This is a genomic window from Pectobacterium peruviense (assembly GCF_003312355.2).
GTDB lineage: Bacteria > Pseudomonadota > Gammaproteobacteria > Enterobacterales > Enterobacteriaceae > Pectobacterium > Pectobacterium peruviense.
Map to the genome: position 1 here is coordinate 1,775,494 of NZ_CP161826.1, position 22,959 is coordinate 1,798,452.

Annotated in this window: 26 protein-coding genes; 11 read left to right on the forward strand and 15 right to left on the reverse strand. The window is 47.9% G+C overall.

What is annotated here, in order from left to right:
- Positions 1-5: 5 nt before the first annotated feature.
- Together flgM and flgA are read right to left on the reverse strand one after the other, a co-directional pair.
- Positions 6-302 carry a flagellar biosynthesis anti-sigma factor FlgM gene (flgM, locus tag DUT67_RS08040; protein WP_048259589.1) on the reverse strand — a complete coding sequence of 99 codons (297 nt, stop codon included), beginning with the start codon at positions 300-302 and terminating at the stop codon, positions 6-8.
- Positions 303-444: 142 nt separating this feature from the next.
- Entirely contained in the window at positions 445-1,113 is a 669-nt protein-coding gene (gene flgA, locus DUT67_RS08045; RefSeq protein ID WP_048259590.1) for a flagellar basal body P-ring formation chaperone FlgA, read from the reverse strand.
- Between the two features lie 164 nt (positions 1,114-1,277).
- On the opposite strand from flgA, the gene flgB reads away from it, so the two are divergent.
- The 11 genes from flgB (at position 1,278) to flgL (ending at position 11,533) form a co-directional block, all read left to right on the forward strand.
- The gene (gene flgB, locus DUT67_RS08050; protein WP_015840802.1) at positions 1,278-1,694 is read left to right on the forward strand and encodes a flagellar basal body rod protein FlgB; all 417 of its coding nucleotides are present in this window, start codon (positions 1,278-1,280) and stop codon (positions 1,692-1,694) included.
- Positions 1,695-1,722: 28 nt separating this feature from the next.
- The gene (gene flgC / locus DUT67_RS08055) at positions 1,723-2,127 is read left to right on the forward strand and encodes a flagellar basal body rod protein FlgC (RefSeq protein WP_011093282.1); all 405 of its coding nucleotides are present in this window, start codon (positions 1,723-1,725) and stop codon (positions 2,125-2,127) included.
- A gap of 15 nt (positions 2,128-2,142) precedes the next feature.
- Positions 2,143-2,817: a flagellar hook assembly protein FlgD gene (gene flgD, locus DUT67_RS08060; RefSeq protein ID WP_048259591.1), complete on the forward strand. Its 675-nt coding sequence runs from the start codon at positions 2,143-2,145 to the stop codon at positions 2,815-2,817.
- A gap of 75 nt (positions 2,818-2,892) precedes the next feature.
- Positions 2,893-4,146 carry a flagellar hook protein FlgE gene (gene flgE, locus DUT67_RS08065; RefSeq protein WP_048259592.1) on the forward strand — a complete coding sequence of 418 codons (1,254 nt, stop codon included), beginning with the start codon at positions 2,893-2,895 and terminating at the stop codon, positions 4,144-4,146.
- A gap of 21 nt (positions 4,147-4,167) precedes the next feature.
- A complete protein-coding gene (locus tag DUT67_RS08070; protein ID WP_048259593.1) occupies positions 4,168-4,923 on the forward strand; it encodes a flagellar basal body rod protein FlgF in 756 nt (251 codons plus the stop codon).
- A 27-nt stretch (positions 4,924-4,950) separates the two neighbouring features.
- Complete coding sequence (flgG, locus tag DUT67_RS08075; protein ID WP_010301659.1) at positions 4,951-5,733, forward strand: flagellar basal-body rod protein FlgG; 783 nt, start codon at positions 4,951-4,953, stop codon at positions 5,731-5,733.
- Positions 5,734-5,913: 180 nt separating this feature from the next.
- Positions 5,914-6,627, forward strand: coding sequence for a flagellar basal body L-ring protein FlgH (locus DUT67_RS08080; protein WP_039292566.1), 714 nt, complete (start codon positions 5,914-5,916; stop codon positions 6,625-6,627).
- 16 nt (positions 6,628-6,643) lie between these two features.
- On the forward strand, positions 6,644-7,753 hold the full coding sequence (locus tag DUT67_RS08085) for a flagellar basal body P-ring protein FlgI (RefSeq protein WP_048259594.1): 1,110 nt from the start codon (positions 6,644-6,646) through the stop codon (positions 7,751-7,753).
- Positions 7,753-8,715, forward strand: a complete 963-nt coding sequence (gene flgJ, locus DUT67_RS08090) for a flagellar assembly peptidoglycan hydrolase FlgJ (protein WP_113626248.1) — start codon at positions 7,753-7,755, stop codon at positions 8,713-8,715. Before DUT67_RS08085 ends, flgJ begins: the two co-directional genes overlap by 1 nt.
- Before the next feature lie 126 nt (positions 8,716-8,841).
- Positions 8,842-10,548, forward strand: coding sequence for a flagellar hook-associated protein FlgK (flgK, locus tag DUT67_RS08095; RefSeq protein WP_113626249.1), 1,707 nt, complete (start codon positions 8,842-8,844; stop codon positions 10,546-10,548).
- A gap of 31 nt (positions 10,549-10,579) precedes the next feature.
- On the forward strand, positions 10,580-11,533 hold the full coding sequence (gene flgL / locus DUT67_RS08100) for a flagellar hook-associated protein FlgL (protein WP_048259597.1): 954 nt from the start codon (positions 10,580-10,582) through the stop codon (positions 11,531-11,533).
- Positions 11,534-11,889: 356 nt separating this feature from the next.
- On the opposite strand, the gene fliR is transcribed toward flgL, so the two are convergent.
- The 13 genes from fliR to fliF form a co-directional block, all read right to left on the reverse strand.
- Positions 11,890-12,675: a flagellar biosynthetic protein FliR gene (gene fliR / locus DUT67_RS08105; RefSeq protein ID WP_113626250.1), complete on the reverse strand. Its 786-nt coding sequence runs from the start codon at positions 12,673-12,675 to the stop codon at positions 11,890-11,892.
- Positions 12,676-12,677: 2 nt separating this feature from the next.
- Positions 12,678-12,947 carry a flagellar biosynthesis protein FliQ gene (gene fliQ, locus DUT67_RS08110; RefSeq protein WP_048259599.1) on the reverse strand — a complete coding sequence of 90 codons (270 nt, stop codon included), beginning with the start codon at positions 12,945-12,947 and terminating at the stop codon, positions 12,678-12,680.
- 12 nt (positions 12,948-12,959) lie between these two features.
- Positions 12,960-13,736, reverse strand: a complete 777-nt coding sequence (fliP, locus tag DUT67_RS08115) for a flagellar type III secretion system pore protein FliP (protein WP_113626251.1) — start codon at positions 13,734-13,736, stop codon at positions 12,960-12,962.
- Positions 13,733-14,155, reverse strand: a complete 423-nt coding sequence (gene fliO / locus DUT67_RS08120) for a flagellar biosynthetic protein FliO (RefSeq protein ID WP_048259601.1) — start codon at positions 14,153-14,155, stop codon at positions 13,733-13,735. Before fliO ends, fliP begins: the two co-directional genes overlap by 4 nt.
- Positions 14,155-14,568: a flagellar motor switch protein FliN gene (fliN, locus tag DUT67_RS08125; RefSeq protein ID WP_010279616.1), complete on the reverse strand. Its 414-nt coding sequence runs from the start codon at positions 14,566-14,568 to the stop codon at positions 14,155-14,157. The genes fliO and fliN overlap by 1 nt, the downstream gene beginning before the upstream one ends.
- Positions 14,561-15,574, reverse strand: coding sequence for a flagellar motor switch protein FliM (gene fliM, locus DUT67_RS08130; protein ID WP_011093296.1), 1,014 nt, complete (start codon positions 15,572-15,574; stop codon positions 14,561-14,563). The genes fliN and fliM overlap by 8 nt, the downstream gene beginning before the upstream one ends.
- Positions 15,575-15,579: 5 nt before the next feature.
- On the reverse strand, positions 15,580-16,059 hold the full coding sequence (gene fliL / locus DUT67_RS08135; RefSeq protein ID WP_010279620.1) for a flagellar basal body-associated protein FliL: 480 nt from the start codon (positions 16,057-16,059) through the stop codon (positions 15,580-15,582).
- Between the two features lie 155 nt (positions 16,060-16,214).
- Positions 16,215-17,513 carry a flagellar hook-length control protein FliK gene (locus DUT67_RS08140; protein WP_113626252.1) on the reverse strand — a complete coding sequence of 433 codons (1,299 nt, stop codon included), beginning with the start codon at positions 17,511-17,513 and terminating at the stop codon, positions 16,215-16,217.
- Positions 17,510-17,956, reverse strand: a complete 447-nt coding sequence (gene fliJ, locus DUT67_RS08145; protein WP_048259604.1) for a flagellar export protein FliJ — start codon at positions 17,954-17,956, stop codon at positions 17,510-17,512. Before fliJ ends, DUT67_RS08140 begins: the two co-directional genes overlap by 4 nt.
- Positions 17,957-17,964: 8 nt before the next feature.
- The gene (gene fliI / locus DUT67_RS08150) at positions 17,965-19,335 is read right to left on the reverse strand and encodes a flagellar protein export ATPase FliI (RefSeq protein ID WP_048259605.1); all 1,371 of its coding nucleotides are present in this window, start codon (positions 19,333-19,335) and stop codon (positions 17,965-17,967) included.
- Entirely contained in the window at positions 19,335-20,057 is a 723-nt protein-coding gene (gene fliH / locus DUT67_RS08155) for a flagellar assembly protein FliH (RefSeq protein WP_113626253.1), read from the reverse strand. Before fliH ends, fliI begins: the two co-directional genes overlap by 1 nt.
- Positions 20,050-21,042: a flagellar motor switch protein FliG gene (gene fliG, locus DUT67_RS08160; RefSeq protein WP_048259607.1), complete on the reverse strand. Its 993-nt coding sequence runs from the start codon at positions 21,040-21,042 to the stop codon at positions 20,050-20,052. The genes fliH and fliG overlap by 8 nt, the downstream gene beginning before the upstream one ends.
- Positions 21,039-22,763 carry a flagellar basal-body MS-ring/collar protein FliF gene (gene fliF, locus DUT67_RS08165; RefSeq protein ID WP_048259608.1) on the reverse strand — a complete coding sequence of 575 codons (1,725 nt, stop codon included), beginning with the start codon at positions 22,761-22,763 and terminating at the stop codon, positions 21,039-21,041. Before fliF ends, fliG begins: the two co-directional genes overlap by 4 nt.
- Positions 22,764-22,959: the final 196 nt, after the last annotated feature.

The window sequence follows — 22,959 nt, forward strand, 5'->3', positions numbered from 1 at the left end:
AAATATTAATTACCTGCTAAAAAATCCTGTGTTTCTTTAAGCAACGCATCCGCAATTTTTCCAGCATCAATTTTAAGTGAGCCATCACGAATCGCTTGCTTTAAGGTTTCCACGCGGTTCATATCAATGTCCTGCGTACCTGGCTGCATCAATTTTGCCTGCGCATCGCTCAGTTTTACCTGTGTTGCGCTGACTTCAGACTGAGCTTCAGTCGGTTTACGCTTGGCTTTAGCGACATCGCCAGATTCACGTTGCTGAACCTGACTGACCGGCTTCAGTGACTGTGTGCGATCAATACTCATAATACATCCCTCTGTTTTGAGGATAAATAGTTAATCATCAATGTGTTACTGAATATTCATCACATTGGTGTTCAATTTTAAAACGTCGTCAGTAAATGACTATGTAACTATCATCGGCAAACATGAGTAAATCTTTAATTAATTACTGTGAGATCAGAATAATCCCATCTTCATTTGTGATTCCGCTGATTATTTGTCCATTTGCCGTTCTGACCCTGACTGCTTGTCCGGCTGCTGCATTGTTCATGGCTTTCCCTCCGCCATTGATCGTAAAGCCTTCACCTTGGGCGATAATCTGCACCGACTGACCCGCTTTTACTACCCAAGCGCGCCTGATCATGGACGCAGTAATAACCTGTCCGGGTGTTAGATCGCGTAAAAGAACCGCACCTTGTGCAGCTTGTAACGTCAGTATAGGGCGCAGTGGTAATAAATCGAGTCTGCCTTTTGTCAAACTAATATCTTTTTCCGTCAGTGTTGTCCCGCGATTTATAGGCCGTGAACTGATGACATAGTTCCCTGTTACCTGCACTTCGGTTTGAATGAAGCGACGCTGTTGCCCACAACGTACAGACAGACTCACATTGCCCCACATTTTCGTATTCCCAGGCAACGTGATTTGGGGCGCTTCACACTGTGGCCATTGCGACTCTGGTGATTTTACCACAACGTTAACGGCATTCGTGCTTCCCTGAAAGCGTAAGGCAAAAAATTGATTGATCTGTGCCGGAAGGTCGTTCGCATTAACGGGGGCACATAGGACGAAAAAACAGGACGCCGTCAGGTAGAGATAATAATGTATTGTTTTCATTCTAGTTCGGCTCTCCTGCTTCTGATTATATCGGGCATAAGTGTAACGGTGTCAGCGTAAGGTTAAGGCAATAAATAGCGCTGCATTTGGTGCCTATTCGTTCGATGGCATAGCCATCATGAGAATTATCCTACTCACTCCAAATTCTAACTTGCGGAGGGAGCATGCTTGATAAATTAGACGCCTCGTTGCGGTTTCAGCAGGAAGCGTTGAACTTGCGTGCCCAGCGGCAGGAAATTCTGGCCGCGAATATTGCCAATGCTGATACGCCAGGCTATCAGGCCAGGGATATCGATTTTGCCAGCCAGCTCAGTAAAACCATGGAGCAGGGGCGGGTGAACGGTACAGGCATCGCGCTGAAAACCACATCTGTGCGACATATACCGGCGCAGAATTTTCAGCCGCCGGAACTTGATTTGTTATACCGCGTACCCGATCAACCTGCGTTGGATGGCAATACGGTCGATATGGACCGTGAACGCACTAATTTTGCCGATAATAGCCTGAAATATCAAACCAGCCTGACCGTTTTGGGCGGACAAATTAAAGGCATGATGTCGGTCCTGCAGTCAGGTTCGTGATCGTAGCGCGATGGGAAGGTAAATATTCATGTCGTTATTAAATATATTCGAAATTTCAGGCTCAGCGCTTTCTGCGCAGTCTCAGCGTTTGAATGTGAGCGCCAGTAACCTGGCTAACGCAGACAGCGTGACGGGCCCTGATGGCCAACCTTATCGTGCCAAGCAGGTTGTATTCGAAGTGAATGCAGCCCCAGGGCAATCAACTGGCGGCGTGCGAGTTGCTAATGTTATCGAAGACCCATCGCCTGCTCGCCTGGTTTACGAACCGGGTAACCCGCTGGCTGATGGACAGGGATACGTTCGCATGCCGAATGTTGACCCAGTAGCTGAGATGGTGAACACCATTTCAGCATCACGCAGTTATCAGGCAAACGTCGAAGTCTTGAATACGACAAAATCGATGATGCTGAAGACGTTAACGATTGGGCAATAATCGGGAGACGAAATAATGTCTGTAACAATTAATGATACTTCCTCGGCGACTCAAACACAGAGTACCTCGTCGACAACGGCGATAGAGAAGAACAGCGCCGCCGACCTACAGAATCAGTTTCTGACGCTTTTGGTTGCGCAGTTGAAGAATCAGGATCCGACGAATCCGATGAGTAATGATCAGTTGGTAAGCCAACTTGCTCAGCTTAATACGGTTAGCGGTATTGAGAAGTTGAATACCACATTGGGATCTATCTCCGGCCAGATCAATAACAACCAGTCTATGCAAGCATCAACGCTGATTGGTCACAGTGTCATGATCCCTGGAAAAGACATTCTGGTTGGTAAAGAGACTAGTACTCCGTTTGGTGTTGAACTGGAAAAAGCAGCAGAAGTTGTCACTGTCACCGTTAACGATTCGACAGGTAAAGCCGTTCGTACGATCGAACTAGGGACGCTTTCTGCTGGGGTTCACTCGTTTAACTGGGATAGTAAGCTTGCTGATGGCACGGTTGCACCAGATGGCGCTTATACCTTTACGGTTGCTGCTAGCACGGGCGGCGCGCAACAAGTTGTGCAGCCATTGAGTTATGCGGTTGTAAATAGTGTTGTTCGTGGTGATAGCGGCGCATTGCTGGATTTAGGACTGCGCGGTAAAGCCACTCTGGACGATGTTAGGCAGATTCTGTAACGATATAAATTTCATATTATTCCAGCAAAACTCACTATCTGGAATATGACTTAATCAATTCATCTGGAGAACAACATGGGTTTTTCTCAGGCGGTCAGTGGTTTAAACGCGGCATCTAATAACCTGGATGTTATCGGTAATAACATCGCTAACTCAGCGACAGTGGGTTTTAAATCCGGGACCGTCACATTTGCTGATATGTTTGCGGGTTCTAAAGTCGGTATGGGTGTGAAGGTCGCATCGGTATTGCAGGATTTCGGTAACGGTACTGTGACGTCGTCCTCACGAGACTTGGATATCGCGATTAGCGGCGGCGGTTTTTATCGTCTGCAAGATACCAATGGTTCTACTTATTACAGCCGTAATGGTCAGTTTATGCTGAACGGCCGTAATATCGTCAACGCACAAGGTATGCAATTGACGGGTTACCCAGTTGCGGGTACGCCGCCAACGGTTCAGACAGGTGCCGACCCAGTACCGTTGACTGTTCCTGATGGGGACATGCTGGCGAGCCCAACGACAGTTGCGTCAATTAAGGCTAACCTGAAATCTTCAGACTCGGTTCCAACAAGCTCTTGGGCTACAACGCCTGGTGCAGAAGGTACCTATAACAGTAAGACTGCACTCACAACCTATGATAGCCAAGGTAACGTGCATAACTTCACGCTGTATTTTGTTAAAACAGCGAATAATACGTGGCAGACATATGCTAAGGATGATTCAATCACTCCGGCCACATATCAAAATGCAGGGACGATGGGCTTTGGTGCGAACGGCGCTTTGACTTCTCAGACTGCTACGCCTATTCCTGCTACTCCTCCAGCTACTGGTACTGTTACGCCTGCGAATTTTACGATCAATCTTGTCGGTACCAATGGTGCGGCGACAGGTACGTTTACTCTCGATTTTACTGGTAGCGTGCAGCAAAACTCGGAATATAGCTATAAGAGCCCAACTCAGAACGGTTTTGGTCCTGGAACCTTGACGGGTTTTGCTATTAACGATGACGGTACGATCGAAGGTAGCTACAGCAATGGTCAGAAGCAAGCGCTGGGCCAAATTCTGTTGGCTAGTTTTGCCAACCCGGAAGGTTTGTCACCTGAAGGTGATAACGCGTGGTCTGAAACCGCAAGTTCTGGTCAGGCTGTTGTTGGTCTGGCGGGTACAGGAAGTTTGGGTAAGCTGATTGGCAAATCTACCGAAAGTTCGAACGTTGATCTGAGTAAAGAGCTGGTCAACATGATCGTTGCGCAGCGTAACTACCAGTCAAACGCGCAAACTATCAAAACGCAGGATTCCATTCTGCAAACGCTGGTTAGCCTGCGTTAATTATCCTAACGGGGACGTTGCATGGATCACGCGATTTATACAGCAATGGGTGGCGCAAGTCAGTCATTGGAAAAGCAGGCGATTACTGCGAACAACTTGGCTAATGCCTCAACGCCGGGTTTTCGGGCACAACTGTCTGCATTACGCGCTGTGCCGGTGAATGGGTTGACACTGCCCACCCGAACGCTGGTTGTCGCTTCAACGCCTGGCGCTGATATGACCGAAGGCGTGATGAATTATACTGGCCGTGCAATGGATGTCGCTTTACCGAAAGAGAGTTGGTTGGCAGTGCAAACTGCTAATGGCGGTGAAGCGTACACCCGTAATGGTAATATGGAGATCAACGCTGATGGGCAGTTGACTATCCAAGGGCGTGTAGTCATGGGCGACGGTGGACCGATTGATATTCCTCCACAGGCTCAGATCAGCATCTCTGCGGATGGTACGATTTCTGCTCTTAATGCTGGAGATCCGCCGAATACGATTGCCCAGTTGGGACGTTTGAAACTCGTCAAGGCTACTGGACAAGAAGTTGAGCGGTCTGATGACGGGCTATTCCGTTTGACGCAACAGGCTCAGCAACAACGTGGTAATGTGCTGCAAAACGATCCTACCGTGCGTATTATGCCGGGTGTGATCGAGGGTAGTAATGTGAACACGGTCGATACTATGGTCGATATGATTGCCAATGCTCGTCGCTTTGAAATGCAGATGAAAATCATTAGCAGCGTCGACGATAATGCACAACGCGCTAATCAGATATTAGCAATGGGTTAAGCGCCGAGTGCGCACAGGAGTGAATAAATGATCCGTTCTTTGTGGATTGCAAAAACCGGCTTAAATGCTCAGCAAACCAATATGGACGTTATTTCCAATAACTTGGCAAACGTCAGTACTAATGGTTTCAAGCGTCAACGTGCGGTATTTGAAGACTTGATGTATCAAACAGTTCGTCAACCCGGTGCTCAGTCTTCAGAGCAAACCATGCTACCGTCTGGTTTGCAGTTAGGTACCGGTGTTCGTCCGGTATCAACAGAGCGTATCCACACTCAAGGAACGTTTTCTGAAACGGGTAATTCGAAGGACGTTGCCATTAAAGGTCAGGGGTTCTTTCAGGTTCAGTTACCTGATGGGACAACGGCTTACACGCGCGATGGTGCCTTTCAGCTTGATGGTAATGGGCAGTTAGTGACGTCCAGCGGTTATCAGGTTCAGCCTGCTATTACTGTTCCTGCGAATGCGACTGAATTGAATATCGGTCGTGATGGTATTGTCAGCGTTAAAGTGCAGGGACAGGCAGCAACAAACCAGATTGGTCAGCTGACGCTGACGACCTTTATTAATGACAGCGGCCTTGAGAGCATGGGTGAAAACCTGTATCTGGAAACCGCAAGCTCAGGCGCGCCGAATGAAACAAACCCAGGTTTGAATGGCGCGGGGCTGCTGTATCAGAAGTATGTCGAGACCTCCAACGTCAATGTGGCTGAGGAATTGGTATCGATGATTCAGACTCAACGTGCCTATGAAATCAACAGTAAAGCAATTTCTTCTTCTGACCAAATGTTGCAGAAATTGACCCAGCTGTAATGGGTAACCCGCTAATGTCAGGGTGAGAGCTGGTGCTCTGGTGGCTTGATGTTGGCAACATAGACAGTGTTTAACGGGGTAATGATGGCCATAACCACCAGATGAGTGGAATAAATATGGTTTTGATTTACCCCGTGAATATGTGAAATAGATTAATTTAAGGCGATATCCGCAGTGATGATGAATGCAAAGTCGGTTATCAAACCACTCCGCCGACCCCGTCTGTTGGCATTGATCGCGATGTTAGCACTTAACGGTTGCGCCTATATCCCGCATGATAAAGTTGTCACTGGGCCTACAACCGCCCAGCCGGGATCGCCGGTATTAGCGGGTCCTAATGGTTCTATTTTCCAAACCGTGCAGCCAATGAATTATGGCTATCAACCGATGTTTGAAGATCGTCGCCCACGTAATATTGGCGATACATTGACGATCGTATTACAGGAAAATGTTAGCGCCAGTAAAAGCTCATCAGCTAATGCTGCTCGTAATGGGTCGTCAACGTTTGGCGTAGCGACAACACCGCGCTATCTCGAAGGACCACTGGGTAACAACCGTGCTGCATTGGATGCCACAGGCACGAATGATTTTTCAGGGAAAGGTGGTGCCAACGCCAATAACACGTTCAGTGGCACGATTACCGTCACGGTCGGTCAAGTGTTGGCTAATGGCAACCTGAACGTCGTTGGCGAAAAACAAATTGCAATTAATCAGGGAACAGAGTTTATCCGTTTCTCTGGCGTGGTAAATCCGAGAACTATTAGTGGTAACAACTCGGTGCCATCAACCCAGGTAGCGGATGCGCGCATTGAATATGTCGGTAATGGCTATATTAATGAAGCGCAAAACATGGGCTGGTTACAGCGGTTCTTCCTCAATGTTTCTCCGTTCTAAGCTTAAGAGGCCTGCCATGCGGATTGCATCATTTTTCACTGTACTGCTGACGTTACTGACGCTGAATATTACGCCTGCGTCGGCAGAGAGAATTCGCGATCTGGTTAATATCCAGGGCGTACGTGGTAATGCGTTGATTGGTTACGGTTTAGTGGTCGGCCTGGATGGTTCCGGTGACCAGACCATGCAGACACCGTTTACCACGCAAAGCTTAACTAACATGCTTTCGCAATTAGGTATTACTGTCCCTGCCGGAACTAACATGCAGTTGAAGAATGTGGCGGCAGTGATGGTAACGGCAGAGCTTCCACCGTTTGGCAGAACAGGCCAAAATATTGATATTGTTGTGTCTTCACTTGGTAACGCGAAGAGCTTGCGAGGCGGGACTTTGCTAATGACCCCATTAAAAGGGGTGGATAACCAAGTATACGCTTTGGCTCAAGGGAACGTTTTGGTCGGTGGTGCCGGTGCCTCTGCTGGCGGAAGCAGTGTTCAGGTTAACCAACTAGCCGGTGGACGAATTAGCAACGGTGCAGTTATTGAACGTGAGTTACCTAGCACGTTTGGCACGTCAAATACGATTATGCTGCAACTGAAGAATGACGACTTCTCGATGGCGCAGAAAGTCAGTGATGCGATCAATCGCTCGGGATACGGCGGCACAGCGTCTCCACTGGACTCTCGCACTATTCAGGTTCTTGCCCCACATGGCAACAGTTCTCAGGTCCGTTTTTTGGCCGATGTCCAGAATATTGAAGTCAACGTCGGTATTCAGGATGCTAAAGTGGTGATCAACTCCCGCACTGGTTCTGTCGTGATGAATCGTGATGTCACTCTGGATAGCTGTGCTATCGCTCAGGGCAACCTTTCCGTGACGATTAATCAGCAGGCCAATGTCAGTCAGCCGAATACCCCATTTGGCGGCGGTCAGACGGTTGTGACTCCGCAAACAGAGATTTCAGTTCAGCAAGCAGGCGGCGCTTTACAGCGAATCAATTCCAGCGCCAACCTCAACAACGTCGTGCGTGCACTGAATTCCCTGGGTGCAACACCGATGGAGCTGATGTCTATTCTGCAGGCGATGCAAAGCGCTGGCTGCTTGCGCGCCAAACTGGAAATTATCTGATGAGTGATATGCAGACGCTGAATAACGCGGCCTATGATGCGCAGTCCCTGAATACGCTGAAGCGTGAAGTTTCAGGTAATCCTCAAAGTAAAGAGGGCATCAGAGCGGTTGCGCAACAGATGGAAGGTGTGTTTGTACAATTGATGATGAAAAGCATGCGTTCTGCGATTCCGCAGGATGGGCTCTTCAGCAGCGATCAGACGCGTCTGTATACCTCAATGTATGACCAGCAAATTGCTCAAGAGATTTCAACTAAAGGAAAGGGGCTTGGACTCGCGGATGTCATGGTTGAGCAATTGACCCGACAATCCCCAGATGCCGCAGCCGCTAAAGCTGCCGTTCCTTCGGTTCCATTAACATTCGATGGTGATGTGCTTAAAAGCATGCCAACTGCTGCAGTGGAGCAGATGGTACGCAAAGCGCTGCCTAAATTGCCAACGACAGGTTCAGCTCTGCCATTATCCAATAGTAATTTTGTGTCCCAGATTTCCTTGCCTGCGCAGATTGCCAGCCAGCATAGCGGCATACCTCATCACCTCATCATCGCCCAGGCGGCACTTGAATCTGGCTGGGGGCAGCGTGAGATTACTACTGAAGATGGACGCCCAAGCCACAATTTGTTCGGTATCAAAGCTGGCGGTAGCTGGAATGGGCCAACAACAGAGATAACCACGACAGAGTATGAGCAAGGCGTGGCCAAAAAAGTAAAAGCCAGCTTCAGAGTTTACGATTCCTACATTGAAGCTATTGGCGATTATGTGAAATTGTTGACCAATAACCCACGTTATTCTGCTGTAATGAGTGCCGGAACGGCCGAACAAGCGGCTCATGCGTTGCAAAAAGCAGGGTATGCAACGGACCCGCAATATGCTCAGAAGCTGGTTAGTATGATCCAACAAATGAAGAATTCAGGTGAGAAAGTAGCGAAAGCCTACACTCACGATTTGAGTCGGCTATTTTGATTTTTTTATTCAAGGTTTGCGCTTCCTGACCGATAAAGTAATTAACTTATGTAGCGTATTTGCTGCTTTCAGCATTTTGTTAATCGCGCAGGGCGAAGAGAGCCTGTGTAAAAGGAACAACACCCTATGTCCAATTTAATTAACACCGCGATGAGTGGCTTAAAAGGTGCACAGGTTGCGCTGAGTACAGTGAGTAACAACATTAGTAATCAAGCTGTTACTGGCTATAGTCGGCAAAATGCGATTCTTGAGCAAGCAACGAGCAGCAGCACATCTGCTGGGTATATTGGTAATGGTGTGAATGTAGTTAGTATCAATCGCCAATATAATGAATTTATTACCAATCAGCTACGCTCTGCACAAACGACAAGCAGCTCGGTTTCTGCTTACTACGAGCAAATTTCCAAAATTGATAACCTGCTCGCTAGTAGTTCCACCAGTCTTTCATCGACGATTCAAAGCTTCTTTTCCAACTTGCAGAACCTCACCAGTAATGCTGGTGATTCATCTACTCGTCAAACTGTACTGGGTAAAGCGGAAGGGCTGGTAAACCAATTTAAAGTTACAGATAAATATTTGCGTGACATGGACAGTGGTCTAAATACACAAATTCAAAGCACTGTTGGTCAAATTAATACTTATAGCAATCAGATTGCATCTTTAAATAACGAAATTACGAAGCTGATGGGAGCAAACAGCGGCACGATGCCTAATGATTTGCTCGATCAGCGCGATCTATTGGTCGATCAGCTTAATAAATTGGTGGGCGTTGATGTTACCGTTCAGGATGGCATTGTTTACAACGTCGCCTTGAAGAATGGTACCAACCTGGTTCAGGCTGGCACCAGCAACCAGTTGGTTGCAACGAGCTCCAGCAGCGATCCTGCTCGTCTTACCATCGGATATAAAGATCAGACAAACGATGTCGTGGCGCTCACTGAAAGCTCGTTAACCGGTGGTTCATTAGGTGGTTTGCTTTCTTTCCGTTCAGAGACTCTTGATGAGGCGCGTAATCAGCTAGGGCAGTTAGCACTGGCATTCGCTGATGCATTTAATACTCAACATCAGCAAGGTTATGACCGTGATGGTGTTAAAGGCGGCGACTTCTTCTCTTTTGGTAAAGCAGTTGTCCTGAATGATAGCAAAAATGGCGGCACTGCTGCGCTAACGCCATCTTACACTGATACCAAAGACGTACAGGCAACCAACTATGCGATTAAATACGATGGCGCTAATTGGCAAGTAACCCGCCTGTCTGACAATTCAAAATTTACGGCGGCAGTGACGACCACAGGGACTCCTCCTGAGAGCAGCCTGAATTTTGATGGCGTCAAGATGACAATCACTGGAACGCCGGCGACAAACGACAGTTTCGTGCTCAAGCCAGTTAATGACGTGATTATCGATATGTCAGTGGCTGTTTCCGATCCTAATAAAATTGCTGCAGCATCCGTTAAGCTTGATGATAGTGGGGCTCCCGTTTTAGATGGAAGCGGCAATCCTGTATTTGGCGGTGTTAGTGATAACACGAATGCTAAGGCATTGCTTGCCTTACAAAATGAAAAAATCGTAGGCGGAAAGGCCAGCGTTTCTGGAGCATACGCCAGTTTGGTTGGTACGATTGGTAACCAGACTAGTACCTTGAAGATAAATAATACATCGCAGCAAAACGTTGTTAAGCAACTGACAGCAGAACAGCAGTCTGTATCTGGTGTTAACCTAGATGAAGAATACGGCGATCTGATGCGTTATCAGCAATATTATATGGCGAATGCCCAGGTCATCAAAACAGCACAATCAATATTTGACGCTTTGTTAGCCGCCCGTAGCTAGTTTGACCATTTAATAGAGAGGAATTGATACCATGCGTTTAAGTACGAGCATGATATACCAGCAAAACATGCAGGGCATTATTAATGGTCAGGCAGCGTGGCAAAAGACGGGTGAGCAACTTTCAACTGGAAAGCGAGTTGTCAATCCATCAGATGATCCGATCGCGGCTGCAGGTGCCATTATGCTTGGCCAGGCACAATCGGAGAACGGTCAGTACACGCTAGCACGTACATTTGCCAAACAAAGCATGTCTCTGGAAGAGTCTATCTTAGATAAGAGCGTGACTACGGTTACCAGCGCATTGACTGAAGTAATCAAAGGCGGCGGTGTTCTGAGTGATGACGATCGCAAATCGGTTGCAGCTTCTCTGCGTGGCATGAAAGCTGAGTTACTGAATATGGCTAACAGTACTGACGGTAACGGCAATTATATTTTTGCTGGTTACGAAACGGACGATGCTCCTTTTGTTGAAGGGGCAGCAGGTGTTGAGTATTTGGGCGGAAACAAAGCTATTTCACAACGGGTAGATTCGGCCCGAGATATGGCGGTCAGCCATGTTGGCTCTGCGGTGTTCAATGGGATAACCGGTGATGCCCAAAAAGAGCCTGATGGTAGCATTCAATCGGATTTATTTGAGACGCTGGATATTGCAATTAAAGCACTTGAAACGCCTATCGCAGATGCTGATGATGCAACAAAAGCTGGTGTGGCGGCAGCGTTAGAGACTGCAAACCGTGGTTTAAAAAATTCATTGAATAATATTTCTGCCGTCCGAGCAGAGTTAGGTATTCAACTCAATGAAATTGATAACCTTGATGCAATTGGTAAAGATCGCGATGTGGCAAATAAAACCACGTTATCACAATTGCAGGATACCGACTGGTATGAGGCGATCTCGTCTTATATTATGCAGCAGTCTTCCTTGCAAGCTTCTTATACTTCTTTCCAGAACATGCAGGGAATGTCATTGTTCCAAATGAAATAGTAGTAATGGACGATATTCATCTATTCTACTCTACGATTTGAATACGCTTAAACCGGGCGTGTTTTTTAGGCGTGTCACTCATTATATTGAATGGATGACATGCCATTTTTTATTCCCTGCTATTCTGAATTCCTCTTTCACTGTTTTATACAATACCTACTGTTATATACGCAGCCGCTTTATTGCACCGATATCTGATGCAGCATTTATAAATGCTATTTACCACCGTCATTTATTTTATAAATATATGCCGAATCTGACAGCGAGTCCGTAGTAGTATGCTGAAATGATAGGCAAGTTTACGGATACGAAATTCGCATTGCTTTATCTTTTTTGCCTAATGGGTTTAGAGGTAATTAGGATGCTGATAATTGGTTGAGAATATCCGCGAGTAAATCGAAAACCTCGCTGAATAAATGTTCCGCGAATGGTGGGAGTAGCGGGAGTAATAAGCCTAGCGTCATGATTCCGACGGTGAGTGTAATCGGAAAACCAATAACAAATATTGAGAGTTGAGGTGCCATACGGTTAAGTATGCCTAACGCTAGGTTGATTGTTAGCAAGAGGGTTATGATAGGCAGTGCCAACATTAATCCGTTAATAAAAATCAATCCAGCAGCGCGCGCAAGCGAGAGGAAGGCATGGCTATTAATTGGATTGGTACTGACAGGCAGGATATAGAAACTATCCGCCAACAACGAAATAAGCCAGAGATGCCCATTAAAAGTTAAGAACAGCAGGATTGCGAGAATGTTCATGAAACGGGCTATTACCTGCATGTTCGGGCCGCCCGTTGGATCGAAGAAGGTCGCAAAAGCGAGTCCCATCTGTAAGCCAATAAGCTCTCCCGCGTAGCGAATAGCGGCAAATGCCAACTGCATTGACAAGCCTAGAGCCACGCCGATAAGTATTTGTTGTATTAGCAGCCAGACGCCTGCAACAGAAAAAATAGGCGTGGTGTTTAATGGTAAATAAGGTGCAACGAGCAGGGTAATTAGTACACCTAGGCCGATTTTTACCCGATTGCCGATCGCTCTTTCGTTAAAGACTGGTGCGGTACTGAGCAATGCAAGAATTCTGACAAAGGGCCAGAAAAACTGGCTAACCCAATTCACCATGTCCCAACTGTTAAACGTCAGCATGCTTACCCAATAATATTAGGTAACTGGCCGAATAGCGTACGCATATAGTCCAGCATGAGGTTTAACATCCACGGCCCTGCGATCACTAACGTGAAGAATACTGTTAGGATTTTAGGGATAAATGACAATGTCATTTCGTTTATTTGGGTTGCTGCTTGCAAAAGGCTAATAACCAGCCCGCTGACCAGCGCAGCCATTAGGGGAGGGGCTGCCAGCGCCAATGCGACTTTCATTGCTTCATAGCCCAGTGCCATCACCGATTCTGGTGTCATAGTCGCATTCCTCTAACTATAAAAACTTTGGGCTAATGAACCGAGTAGCAGTTGCCAGCCATCGACTAGTACGAAAAGCATGAGTTTAAAAGGCAAGGAAATTGTCGCCGGAGGAACCATCATCATCCCCAGAGCCATCAATACGCTTGCAACAACGAGGTCGATGATGAGGAAAGGGATAAATACGGTAAAACCAATCTGGAAAGCGGTTTTTAGTTCACTTGTCACAAACGCAGGAAGAAGTACACGCATGGGTACCGCTTCAGGTCCCTGGATTTCTGGGATTTCTGCCAGCCTGGTAAACAATGCCAAATCGGTTTCCCGGGTTTGCCGCAACATGAATTCGCGTACAGGTTCCGCGCCACGTTCGATGGCGACTTCCATGCTGATTTGATCCTGACTAAATGGAAGATAGGCTTCGTCATAAACGCGGTTTAATACCGGTGACATGACAAAGAATGTCAAGAACAGTGTCAATCCGAGCAATACCTGATTCGGTGGCGCGGTTGGCGTGCCCATCGCATTACGTAACAAGCTAAGTACAATGATGATGCGGGTGAAGCTGGTCATCATTAGCAATGCAGCAGGAAGAAACGTTAATGACGTGAGGAAAACCAGCGTTTGTACTGATAGCGTCCAGCTCTGTCCACCGTTAGGTAGTGGTTGCGTCACAATTCCGGGAAGCTGTGCCCATACTGATGGTGCAATGAACAGTAAACCGATGGCTAAACCATAGCGAAGCGTATGAAGCAAGGCGGTGATACGAAAATAGTTAGGCAAGGCACTCATTCCGATTTTTCCGGACGCTTTAAAACTTTCTTTAACAGTTGATTGAAATCTACTGGCTTGGTGTCGCCAGTGGAGGAACTGTCGTTGATTGGTTGTGCTGGAAGCGTATGCAACGGTGTAATTTGCTGAGCCGTAACACCTAGTACCAACCAAGTATTATCAACTTCTACAATAACTACTCGCTCACGCTGCCCTACAGGGCAACTGGATACGACTTTTAGCAACTTATTTTGCTTGGCTTGCGGGGCAAAACCGAGTTTACGGGCAAACCAGGCAATTAGTAGAATAAACAATAAAATACCAGCAAGCACACTACCAACTTGTGTCAGTAACATGCTGCCGGTAAGTGGTGGTTCAGTAACAAGAGTCGACTGCTGGCTTGCTACTGAAGTAGGGGATGATATCGAGGCTGTTGCCATTAACGACTCAGGCGGCGCATACGTTCAGATGGTGTAATGATGTCTGTAATACGAACACCATACTTGTCAGAGACGACGACGACCTCACCTTGGGCGATCAGATAGCCATTGATCAGAATATCCAACGGTTCACCCGCTAAGCCATCAAGTGCAACAACAGAACCTTGGGTTAGGCGCAGAAGCTCTTTTATCGTCATTTTTGTCCGACCGAGCTCAACGGTGAGTTTGACCGGAATATCCAATATCAGATCGATATCCTGTAGGGCACCCAACGGGTCATGGCCGTCTAGCGACTTAAAAATGCCTTCTGTTGTCGCTGCCGGTTTTTCTGCAGCCTGCTGCTCGTTAAATGCATCAGCCCACAGATCGTCCACTGATTCCTTGTCGTCGGACGGTTTCTTGGTGTCACTCATGGGGCTGTTCCTCGTTATCCAGAGAATTCAATATAGGGTTAATCAAATGTTCAACACGTAGGGCGTATTGCCCGTTCAATGTGCCATATTGGCTGGTCAGCACAGGCACACCGTCAACATGAGCAACGATTTTGTCTGGTTTGTCGATCGGTAACACATCGCCGGGCTGTAACTTCAGAATTTTGGACAGTCGCAGCGGAATATCAACAAAGCTTGCAACTAATTCCAATTCAGAATGTTGTACCTGTTTGGCTAAGGTGTCCCGCCAGCTCTGATCTTCCTGACGCGAGTTTTCCAATGGTGGATTCGCGAGCAGTTCACGCAGCGGCTCTATCATTGAAAAAGGAATACAGATGTTAAATTCGCCAGTTAGTGAACCGATTTCAACATGAAACGGTGTAGTCACGACGATATCATTAGGCGACGTTGTAATATTGGTAAACTTGACCTGCATTTCTGAACGTACGTATTCGATATCAAGTTTATAAATCGCATTCCACGCTTCGCCATACGCTTCCAGAGCCAGACGTAACATGCGTTTAACCACGCGCTGCTCTGTGTGGGTAAATTCGCGACCTTCGACCTTCGTCGGGAAACGTCCATCACCGCCGAAGAGGTTATCTACAGCGATAAATACCAAACTTGGCGAAAATACGAATAGCGCAGTACCACGTAGCGGTTTTAAGTGAATAAGATTCAGGTTTGTCGGTACCGGAAGGTTCCTGGCAAACTCGTGATAAGGCTGGATCTTGATTCCACCCACGGTAATGTCGGGGCTACGACGCAACAGGTTAAACAACGACATTCTGAATTGGCGAGCGAAACGTTCATTAATAATTTCTAATGCTTGTAAACGCTCACGGATAACGCGTCGCTGAGTATTCGGATCATAGGGTTTTACGCCCCCATCCGTTTTTGATGCCGCATTGGCATCAGCGTCACTATCGCCGCTGTCGCCATTCAATAGTGCATCAATTTCTGCTTGTGAAAGAATACTATCGCCCATAATGGTTACCGCAGTATAAAGGCCGTGAACAGAACATCAGTAACGACCTGGTTAGGTTGACCAGGAACTAATGGTGGGCTTAGCACTTGCTTAATTTGCTCGATCAGCTTCTGTTTACCTTGCTCATTGGCAAGCGCAATTGCGTCCTGACGAGAAAGCAACAATAACAGACGGCTGCGAACTTCTGGCAGATAATTCGTAAAACGTGTGCGCGTTGCCTCATCTGGCAAACGCAGTGTGAATCCAACATATAACACGCGGTCAGGGTCATTATCTGCATTGACTAGATTAACGGTAAAAGTATCCAGTGGCATGAAAACAGGCTCTGGCGGTGGCGGTGCTTCCTGCTCAGCCGTTGCCGCGTTCTTCTGATTTAATAGCCACCAGGCGGCGCCCGCGGCACCAGTTGCAGCGAGAGCAACGATAATCAGTAGTATTAGCCAAATAGACCGTTTACGTCCTGGTCGAACTTGCATATCAGACATAGCCAAAGATAGTTCCCGTTACTTATCGATATTTACTGCTGGATGAAACCAGCAATAAATAAATGCGTAATGTCGATGATTATCCTGCCTATTGCAATGTTCAATACAGAGAATAGGCAGGGAAAATCGTGCTAACTTATTCGTTTACTTCACTTTCAGGCAAAGATATCAACGCCGTTGACCGATGACGCCATCGATTTCAACTGTTCTGGTACGTCTAATAATTCATTCGTGCTTTCTGATGAATGGCCAAATTGCTGTTGGTAAGACGAGCCACGGCTGTTGCCATCGTTGTTATTGCTAGCCATTTGCTGCTGCCAGGCAGAGGAATCACTACCTACACTGCTCTGACCAAGGTTAATTCCACTTTCTGCCATCGCATTACGCAAATGAGGCAGCGCCGCTTCCAGCGCTGAACGAACCTGACTGCTTGCTGAAGCCAGATGAATTTGTGCCTGGTTATCATCAAGTTTTAGACTGATGTGCAATGCGCCCAATTCTTGTGGATTCAAACGTAACTCTACAGTTTGCTGACCGTTACGGCTGAACATAATGATTTGCTGACCCAATGCGTCTTGCCATTGTGGAGAGCCAAACGGTGCATTCAACTGAGCACTTGTTGCCTGAGGGGCTGGAGCGGTGCTTCCAACTGATGCAGGTTGAACGTGCATAGCCTGCACCACTGGTGGTGTTGTTTGAGACGCGCCGTTGCCCAAGTTAGAAGCCGATTCAGACGCATTGCGATCGCCAGCAAGAGAGTGCGGTGTCGTCAGCGCAAATTTTGCAGCATCGTCCGCAGACTCAGTCGTTGTCGATGAGGCCTGTTTGGTTGCATGATGCAGATCGCGTGAGATATCCGCATTTTTATCTGGCATGACTGATGTGTCGAGCAGCTTTGCCAGCATGCCTTTGGCGCTTTCACCCGTATTGTTTAGTACAGATGCGGGAGCCTCGTTCTGGCGTTTAGCGTCAATGAGCCCCGGAATATTTAAACCCGTCGTATTAACGACAGTCGCAGCAATACTATCGACGGCAGTTGGCGCAGGTAGTGGCGCAGTTTGCAACATGGCAAGCAGTGCCTGCATTGCAATCGCATCGTCTGCAGTATTGTCGTTATCTTTCTTATCCAGACCTTTTAACTTTGCCTGTTCTGCAATTTCTGGATTTTGCTTACCTGCTGTAATGGTTGCTCCAGTCAGAGAACTGAATGAAGAAAGCAGGGCATTTAAATCGTCACGACTAAGCGAAGCGTTATCTTTCCCTAAAGCGTTTAGCAGGGCTTCTTCATCTACTTTGTCGAGTGTCTTTTTACCCGAAGTATCGGCTACTTGTGATATGCGTTTGCTCAACAGATCAACAAAATCTTTTGGTAGCTCACCCTGTGTCAGCAAAGAAGCAGAAGAACTGCTTGTATCACTGGCAGTGGTAGCTATAGGTAACGCGGACAGATTCATGATTCTGTTTTCCTCTGTGAGGCCCGTTGGGCAAATTCATCCATTTGTTTTTGTTCTATTTTATTTTCTTTGGCAAGTTGTCTTGTCACTTCGCGATCCTGCAATTTCTCAAATGCATTCAATCGCTGCTGTTTTTCTTGCCAAGTCTTCATTGCTAAATCTAAACGTGATGTCCATTGCGAGAGCTGTTGTCTGTGTTGCTCAATTGCGCTGTCCAGCGTTCGGATGAATTGCTGATAATTTTGCCAGCTATTATTCGCCATACCAGAGGACATCGTCGAGTTCAATTTTTGACGATAGTCATCCTGATAGTTTAACAGCATATCGAGTTGCTGCTCAGCCTGTTGGTGCGCCTGTCGTACCTGGCCCAACTGCCCAGCAGCTTTCTCAACATCCTTCTGCGCCAGTTCGCGTAGTGTAACCAGCGGTGACTGGGTTTTCATCTGCTCTCCTACTCATTACGAGGGAAAATAGTGTGCAACGCCTGGCAGGCTTCTTCATAGTTGCTTTGTTCAAACATCCCTTGCTGCAAGAAGGCTTCCAAGTGCGGATAGAGCCGAATTGCTTTGTCAAGCATAGGGTCACTGCCTGCGGCGTAAGCACCAACACTGACTAAATCACGGTTACGTTGGTAACTGGATAGTAACTGTTTAAACTGTCTTACAGAAGCATAGTGGCCTTCATCGATCAGCGCTGTCATCGCACGACTAATCGATGCTTCAATATCAATTGCCGGATAGTGGCCAGACTCCGCGAGTTGACGGGATAATACGATATGTCCGTCAAGGATGGCACGAGCGGAGTCGGCTATAGGATCCTGCTGGTCATCACCTTCTGTCAGAACAGTATAGAAGGCGGTGACTGAACCACCTCCATGAATACCATTTCCTGCGCGTTCTACCAGTGCGGGTAATTTGGCAAAGACAGAAGGGGGATAACCCTTGGTTGCCGGCGGTTCGCCAATTGCTAAAGCAATTTCACGCTGTGCCATGGCATATCGCGTGAGCGAATCCATGATGAGCAGAACGTGATGACCGCGATCGCGAAAATCTTCAGCAATACGCGTGGCATACGCTGCCCCTTGCATCCTTAGTAATGGAGAAACATCAGCCGGGGCGGCAATAACAACAGAGCGTGCTCGTCCTTCCGTGCCCAGGATATTCTCGATAAAATCTTTTACTTCTCGGCCACGTTCACCGATAAGGCCAACCACAATGACGTCAGCCTGAGTATAGCGCGCCATCATGCCTAACAGCACACTTTTACCAACTCCTGAACCAGCAAACAAGCCCATTCGCTGCCCTCGACCTACGGTGAGCAAGGCATTGATGGCTCGAACACCTACATCCAGAACACTTTCGATTGGCGTTCTTTGCAACGGGTTGAAAGGTGGCGTGATCAGCGGCGCGCGATAGCCTGTATCGGGTGCAGGTAAACCATCCAGCGGTTTTGCACTGCCATCTAGCACACGACCAAGTAACTCTGGGCCTAATGGTAATTGCTTTCCCTGACTGCTGCTGTCTTGGCCGACGCGGGCGTAAACACGAGCACCAGGGGTAATACCTTCAACTTCTTCCAACGCCATGAGAAAGAGTTTTTGCCCGTTGAAACCGACAACTTCACATTCGATTTCTTCAACTTTAGCGCCATTTTGCCGTTCGATGAGGCAGGTTGCGCCCAGCGGCATGTGCAACCCCGTTGCTTCCAATACCAAACCTGTCGCCCGGGTTAAGCGGCCGTAACGACGCACTGAAGGTGTGTCGTCAATTCGCTTCTCAAATGAATCGAGAGAAGAGAGCCAGCGTCCGAGGCGTGAAGTCATTATAATTCTCCTGGGGCGGCTAAACGGCAAAGCTCATGCCAGCGTGTTGCCAGGCTGGCATCCAGATCGCCTTCTTCTGCACTCACCTTGCAACCACCAGGATGGAGCTGGCTATCAGCAAGCAATCTCCAACCATGTAAGCTGAGTGTTGGGCCCAAATATTGTTCAACGCGTTCCAGATCTGAAGGATGAACGCGCAATTGAGTCTTACCTGAAAACATCGGTTCCTGCTGGATCAATTGCTGTATTTGACCAAGCAGGGCATTACCGTCGCACACCGGAGGCTGCCCCAGGATCTGCTTGGCCGCAGTCAAAGCCAACTGCATCAGGCGAGCAGGGATCACGCTGTCGAGCGTATCCAACGTCTGTTGGAATTCGGTGACCATTTGCTGCATCTGTTCGATGATCGGCTGCTGCTGCTGTAAGGAATTTTGCAACCCCTGCTGTTGCCCCTTTGCTAAACCTTCCTGATAACCTGCGTCATAGCCTTGTTGGTGGCCTTGAGCAAAACCTGTTTCTCGCGCCTGTTGCATCGTACTTTCACGCAGAGACGCGAGTTCATCCTCTAAAGTGGGGACGGCGTTCTCTTCGTTGAAACGCTCCAGCGCAGGCACTTCAGGTTCATCATTTACCTGATATGCGGATACGGACTTTGAAACTGGTTCAGCCAGGTCATTGAGCTTCCAGGGCTGCCAAGCCAGATTTTTGGGGGCATTAGACATATGCATCCTCGCCGCCACCGATAATCATCTCGCCACTGTCTGCCAGTCGACGAACGATAAGCAGAATCGCTTTCTGTTCGTTTTCGACCTGCGACATACGTACCGGACCACGAGTTGATAGGTCGTCGCGAAGAATTTCTGCCGCACGCTGAGACATGTTGCGCAGGAATTTCTCGCGTAACGGTTCTTCGGCGCCTTTCAATGCCAACAGCAGAGATTCGGACTCGACTTCCTGCAGAAGACGCTGGATGCTGCGGTCGTCCACGTCCACCAGATTTTCGAACAGGAACATTTCGTCGATGATTTTCTGTGCCAATTCGCCATCGAATTCGCGTACAGCATCGATAACGGCCTCTTCCTGCTGGGTTTTCATCAGGTTGATAATCTCAGCCGCAGTACGAACACCACCCATTTTGCTGCGTTTGAGGTTCTGACCATCCAACAAGCCATTCAGAACATCTGTCAACTCTGCCAATGCAGAAGGCTGAACGCCACCGAAGGTCGCAATACGCAGCATGACGTCATGACGAAGACGTTCATCAAACAGGGCTAAGATATCGGCAGCTTGGGCACGCTTCAGGTGCACCAAGATTGTGGCGATAATCTGCGGATGTTCGTCGCGAATAAGGTCTGCGGCAATCTGCGGTTCCATAAAGTTGAGTGTTTCCATTCCACTTGTGGAGTCGCGGCTCTCAAGAATATCTTCCAGCAGGCTAGACGCTCGCTCTTCACCAAGGGCTTTGACAAGCACTGAACGAAGGTAGTCGCCAGCATTCACGCTGAGAGCAGCATATTGCTCAGAGTCAGATTCAAACTCTCTCAGGATTTCGAGTAGTTGCTGTTGCGATACCTGTCTCATGTTTGCCATTGCAGAACTGAGATGCTGTACTTCTTTGGTCGAAAGGTGAGTAAACACTTCCGCAGCACGGTCTTCACCAATGGTCATCAATAAGATGGCGCTTTTTTCTGTTCCTGTCAGGCTCATAGTTCAGTACTCATCCATTGGCGAATGACCAGAGCGACGACGCGTGGATCGTTCTCTGCCATTTCACGTATACGGTTACTTTGCATTTCTGCATTGACACGTTGTTGCGATTTCCGCTGCTGCTCAACTTCCGAGCTACTCAGATTGACCATAACATCGTTATCTGCACCTTGAGAAAGGGTGGCAGCTGCCAGTGCCGCTTCTTGTTGCTGCGCTTTTCTCTGCAATTGTGGACGGACCAATTTACGCCACAAGATCCAGGCAACGATCAGGACCAACAGCCAACGACCGGCTTCCATCAGGAGATCGAGAAATGCCTGTTTTTGCCAGAAGGGGAGTTCGCCAGAACTGTCGGTGGTATCCATAAATGGCGTGTTAACGACATTTAATGTATCGCCACGTTCAGCAGAGAAGCCCATTGCTTCACGCGCTACTGTTTCAATTTGTTTGATCTGATCTTCTGTCAGCGCAACCGGTTTACCATCCTCACCAGGAGCCTGATAGTTAACGATAATGGCTGCAGACAAGCGCTTCACACCACCCGTGCTGTGCTTGGTGTGTAAAATAGTCTTGTCGACTTCATAGTTTGTCGTTGCATCATTGCGGACGTTCGAGGTCTGAACGACGGTATTGGCATTCGCTGCATTCGCTTGCGTGCCAGCCGCATTGTTTTGGTTCTGCTGGCCTGCCTGATTATTCGCATTAGCGTTGGCATTATTTGGCGGAGTCGCGATAGGTGCTGTCGGTGCGGGTGCGGGTTGGTTGGTCAATGCACCAGGGACGCCACCTACGTTCGGGCCCCCTTTCTGCTCACTCTGGCTGGTTTGTTGAGAGCGAACGGCCGCTTTATCCGGCGGCTGGTTAGGTTGATACTGTTCGTCAGTTTGTTCGCGAGCTGAGAAATCGATTTGTGCGGTAACCTGAGCATGTACGTTGCCCATACCAACCATTGGGGCAATGATTGATTCTATTCGGCGTTGGTACATTGCCTCGACTTCGTTGCTGTACTTAAGCTGCGCAGCATTCAGGTCGCGGCTGCTGCTACCCGCTTGAGTTAACAGACGCCCAGTTTGATCGACGACAGTAATATTATCCGGTGGCAGGCCAGCAACGCTGCTGGAAACCATGTAAACGATAGAGTTGATTTGACCTTCATCTAATGCACGGCCCGGCTGTAATGTCAGAGTGACAGAAGATGAGGGGGACTTTTGCTCACGTACGAACAATGAAGGCTTCGGTATGGCAAGGTGAACTCGCGCATTCTGGACCGGACCTAGTGTTTCTATCGTTCTGGATAGCTCGCCTTCCAGCGCACGCTGGTAATTAATTTGCTCGCTGAATTGGCTGATGCCAAATTTTTCCTTGTCGAGCAATTCAAAGCCAACGGCACCGCCTTTGGGTAGTCCCAATTGGGCAAGTCGTAGCCGAGTTTCATAGACATTCTCGGCGGGAATCATTATAGCGCCGCCGTTTTCCGCAAAGCGGTAAGGGATATTCAGCTTTGTTAACTCGCTGACAATCGCACCGCCATCACGATCATTTATATTGCTATAAAGAACCCGATAATCTGGGCCTTTGGCCCATAGCGTTAATGCGACAACAATCGCAATCGTTGCGGCTGCAGCGATCAGGAGCGGAATCTTCGGATTGGCGCGTAACCGGTTGAGTATTTCGCCAAAGCTGTTTTTACCGGTAGCGGAACCGGTTAATGAGGCGTTCATACTCTATCTCTGCTTGGTTGTTGAACGATATACTTAGCATTGTTACGTGACAAAACAGAACTCCCTGATTGCGCAATCAATAAAACATTTCGCCTAGGTTTATCGGCATGTCATTATTTTCCGTAAAAGAAAAATCGATGGGTCGATAAGGTAGCATTTTTCACGCTAATTACCCCATTTAGACTAAATGGGGTGT

Excerpts from the sequence above, each read along its gene's own strand:
- flgM (WP_048259589.1), bottom strand. The coding sequence starts at position 302 with ATGAGTATTGATCGCACACAGTCACTGAAGCCGGTCAGTCAGGTTCAG.
- flgA (WP_048259590.1), bottom strand. The coding sequence starts at position 1,113 with ATGAAAACAATACATTATTATCTCTACCTGACGGCGTCCTGTTTTTTC.
- flgB (WP_015840802.1), top strand. The coding sequence starts at position 1,278 with ATGCTTGATAAATTAGACGCCTCGTTGCGGTTTCAGCAGGAAGCGTTG.
- flgC (WP_011093282.1), top strand. The coding sequence starts at position 1,723 with ATGTCGTTATTAAATATATTCGAAATTTCAGGCTCAGCGCTTTCTGCG.
- flgD (WP_048259591.1), top strand. The coding sequence starts at position 2,143 with ATGTCTGTAACAATTAATGATACTTCCTCGGCGACTCAAACACAGAGT.
- flgE (WP_048259592.1), top strand. The coding sequence starts at position 2,893 with ATGGGTTTTTCTCAGGCGGTCAGTGGTTTAAACGCGGCATCTAATAAC.
- DUT67_RS08070 (WP_048259593.1), top strand. The coding sequence starts at position 4,168 with ATGGATCACGCGATTTATACAGCAATGGGTGGCGCAAGTCAGTCATTG.
- flgG (WP_010301659.1), top strand. The coding sequence starts at position 4,951 with ATGATCCGTTCTTTGTGGATTGCAAAAACCGGCTTAAATGCTCAGCAA.
- DUT67_RS08080 (WP_039292566.1), top strand. The coding sequence starts at position 5,914 with ATGAATGCAAAGTCGGTTATCAAACCACTCCGCCGACCCCGTCTGTTG.
- DUT67_RS08085 (WP_048259594.1), top strand. The coding sequence starts at position 6,644 with ATGCGGATTGCATCATTTTTCACTGTACTGCTGACGTTACTGACGCTG.
- flgJ (WP_113626248.1), top strand. The coding sequence starts at position 7,753 with ATGAGTGATATGCAGACGCTGAATAACGCGGCCTATGATGCGCAGTCC.
- flgK (WP_113626249.1), top strand. The coding sequence starts at position 8,842 with ATGTCCAATTTAATTAACACCGCGATGAGTGGCTTAAAAGGTGCACAG.
- flgL (WP_048259597.1), top strand. The coding sequence starts at position 10,580 with ATGCGTTTAAGTACGAGCATGATATACCAGCAAAACATGCAGGGCATT.
- fliR (WP_113626250.1), bottom strand. The coding sequence starts at position 12,675 with ATGCTGACGTTTAACAGTTGGGACATGGTGAATTGGGTTAGCCAGTTT.
- fliQ (WP_048259599.1), bottom strand. The coding sequence starts at position 12,947 with ATGACACCAGAATCGGTGATGGCACTGGGCTATGAAGCAATGAAAGTC.
- fliP (WP_113626251.1), bottom strand. The coding sequence starts at position 13,736 with ATGAGTGCCTTGCCTAACTATTTTCGTATCACCGCCTTGCTTCATACG.
- fliO (WP_048259601.1), bottom strand. The coding sequence starts at position 14,155 with ATGGCAACAGCCTCGATATCATCCCCTACTTCAGTAGCAAGCCAGCAG.
- fliN (WP_010279616.1), bottom strand. The coding sequence starts at position 14,568 with ATGAGTGACACCAAGAAACCGTCCGACGACAAGGAATCAGTGGACGAT.
- fliM (WP_011093296.1), bottom strand. The coding sequence starts at position 15,574 with ATGGGCGATAGTATTCTTTCACAAGCAGAAATTGATGCACTATTGAAT.
- fliL (WP_010279620.1), bottom strand. The coding sequence starts at position 16,059 with ATGTCTGATATGCAAGTTCGACCAGGACGTAAACGGTCTATTTGGCTA.
- DUT67_RS08140 (WP_113626252.1), bottom strand. The coding sequence starts at position 17,513 with ATGAATCTGTCCGCGTTACCTATAGCTACCACTGCCAGTGATACAAGC.
- fliJ (WP_048259604.1), bottom strand. The coding sequence starts at position 17,956 with ATGAAAACCCAGTCACCGCTGGTTACACTACGCGAACTGGCGCAGAAG.
- fliI (WP_048259605.1), bottom strand. The coding sequence starts at position 19,335 with ATGACTTCACGCCTCGGACGCTGGCTCTCTTCTCTCGATTCATTTGAG.
- fliH (WP_113626253.1), bottom strand. The coding sequence starts at position 20,057 with ATGTCTAATGCCCCCAAAAATCTGGCTTGGCAGCCCTGGAAGCTCAAT.
- fliG (WP_048259607.1), bottom strand. The coding sequence starts at position 21,042 with ATGAGCCTGACAGGAACAGAAAAAAGCGCCATCTTATTGATGACCATT.
- fliF (WP_048259608.1), bottom strand. The coding sequence starts at position 22,763 with ATGAACGCCTCATTAACCGGTTCCGCTACCGGTAAAAACAGCTTTGGC.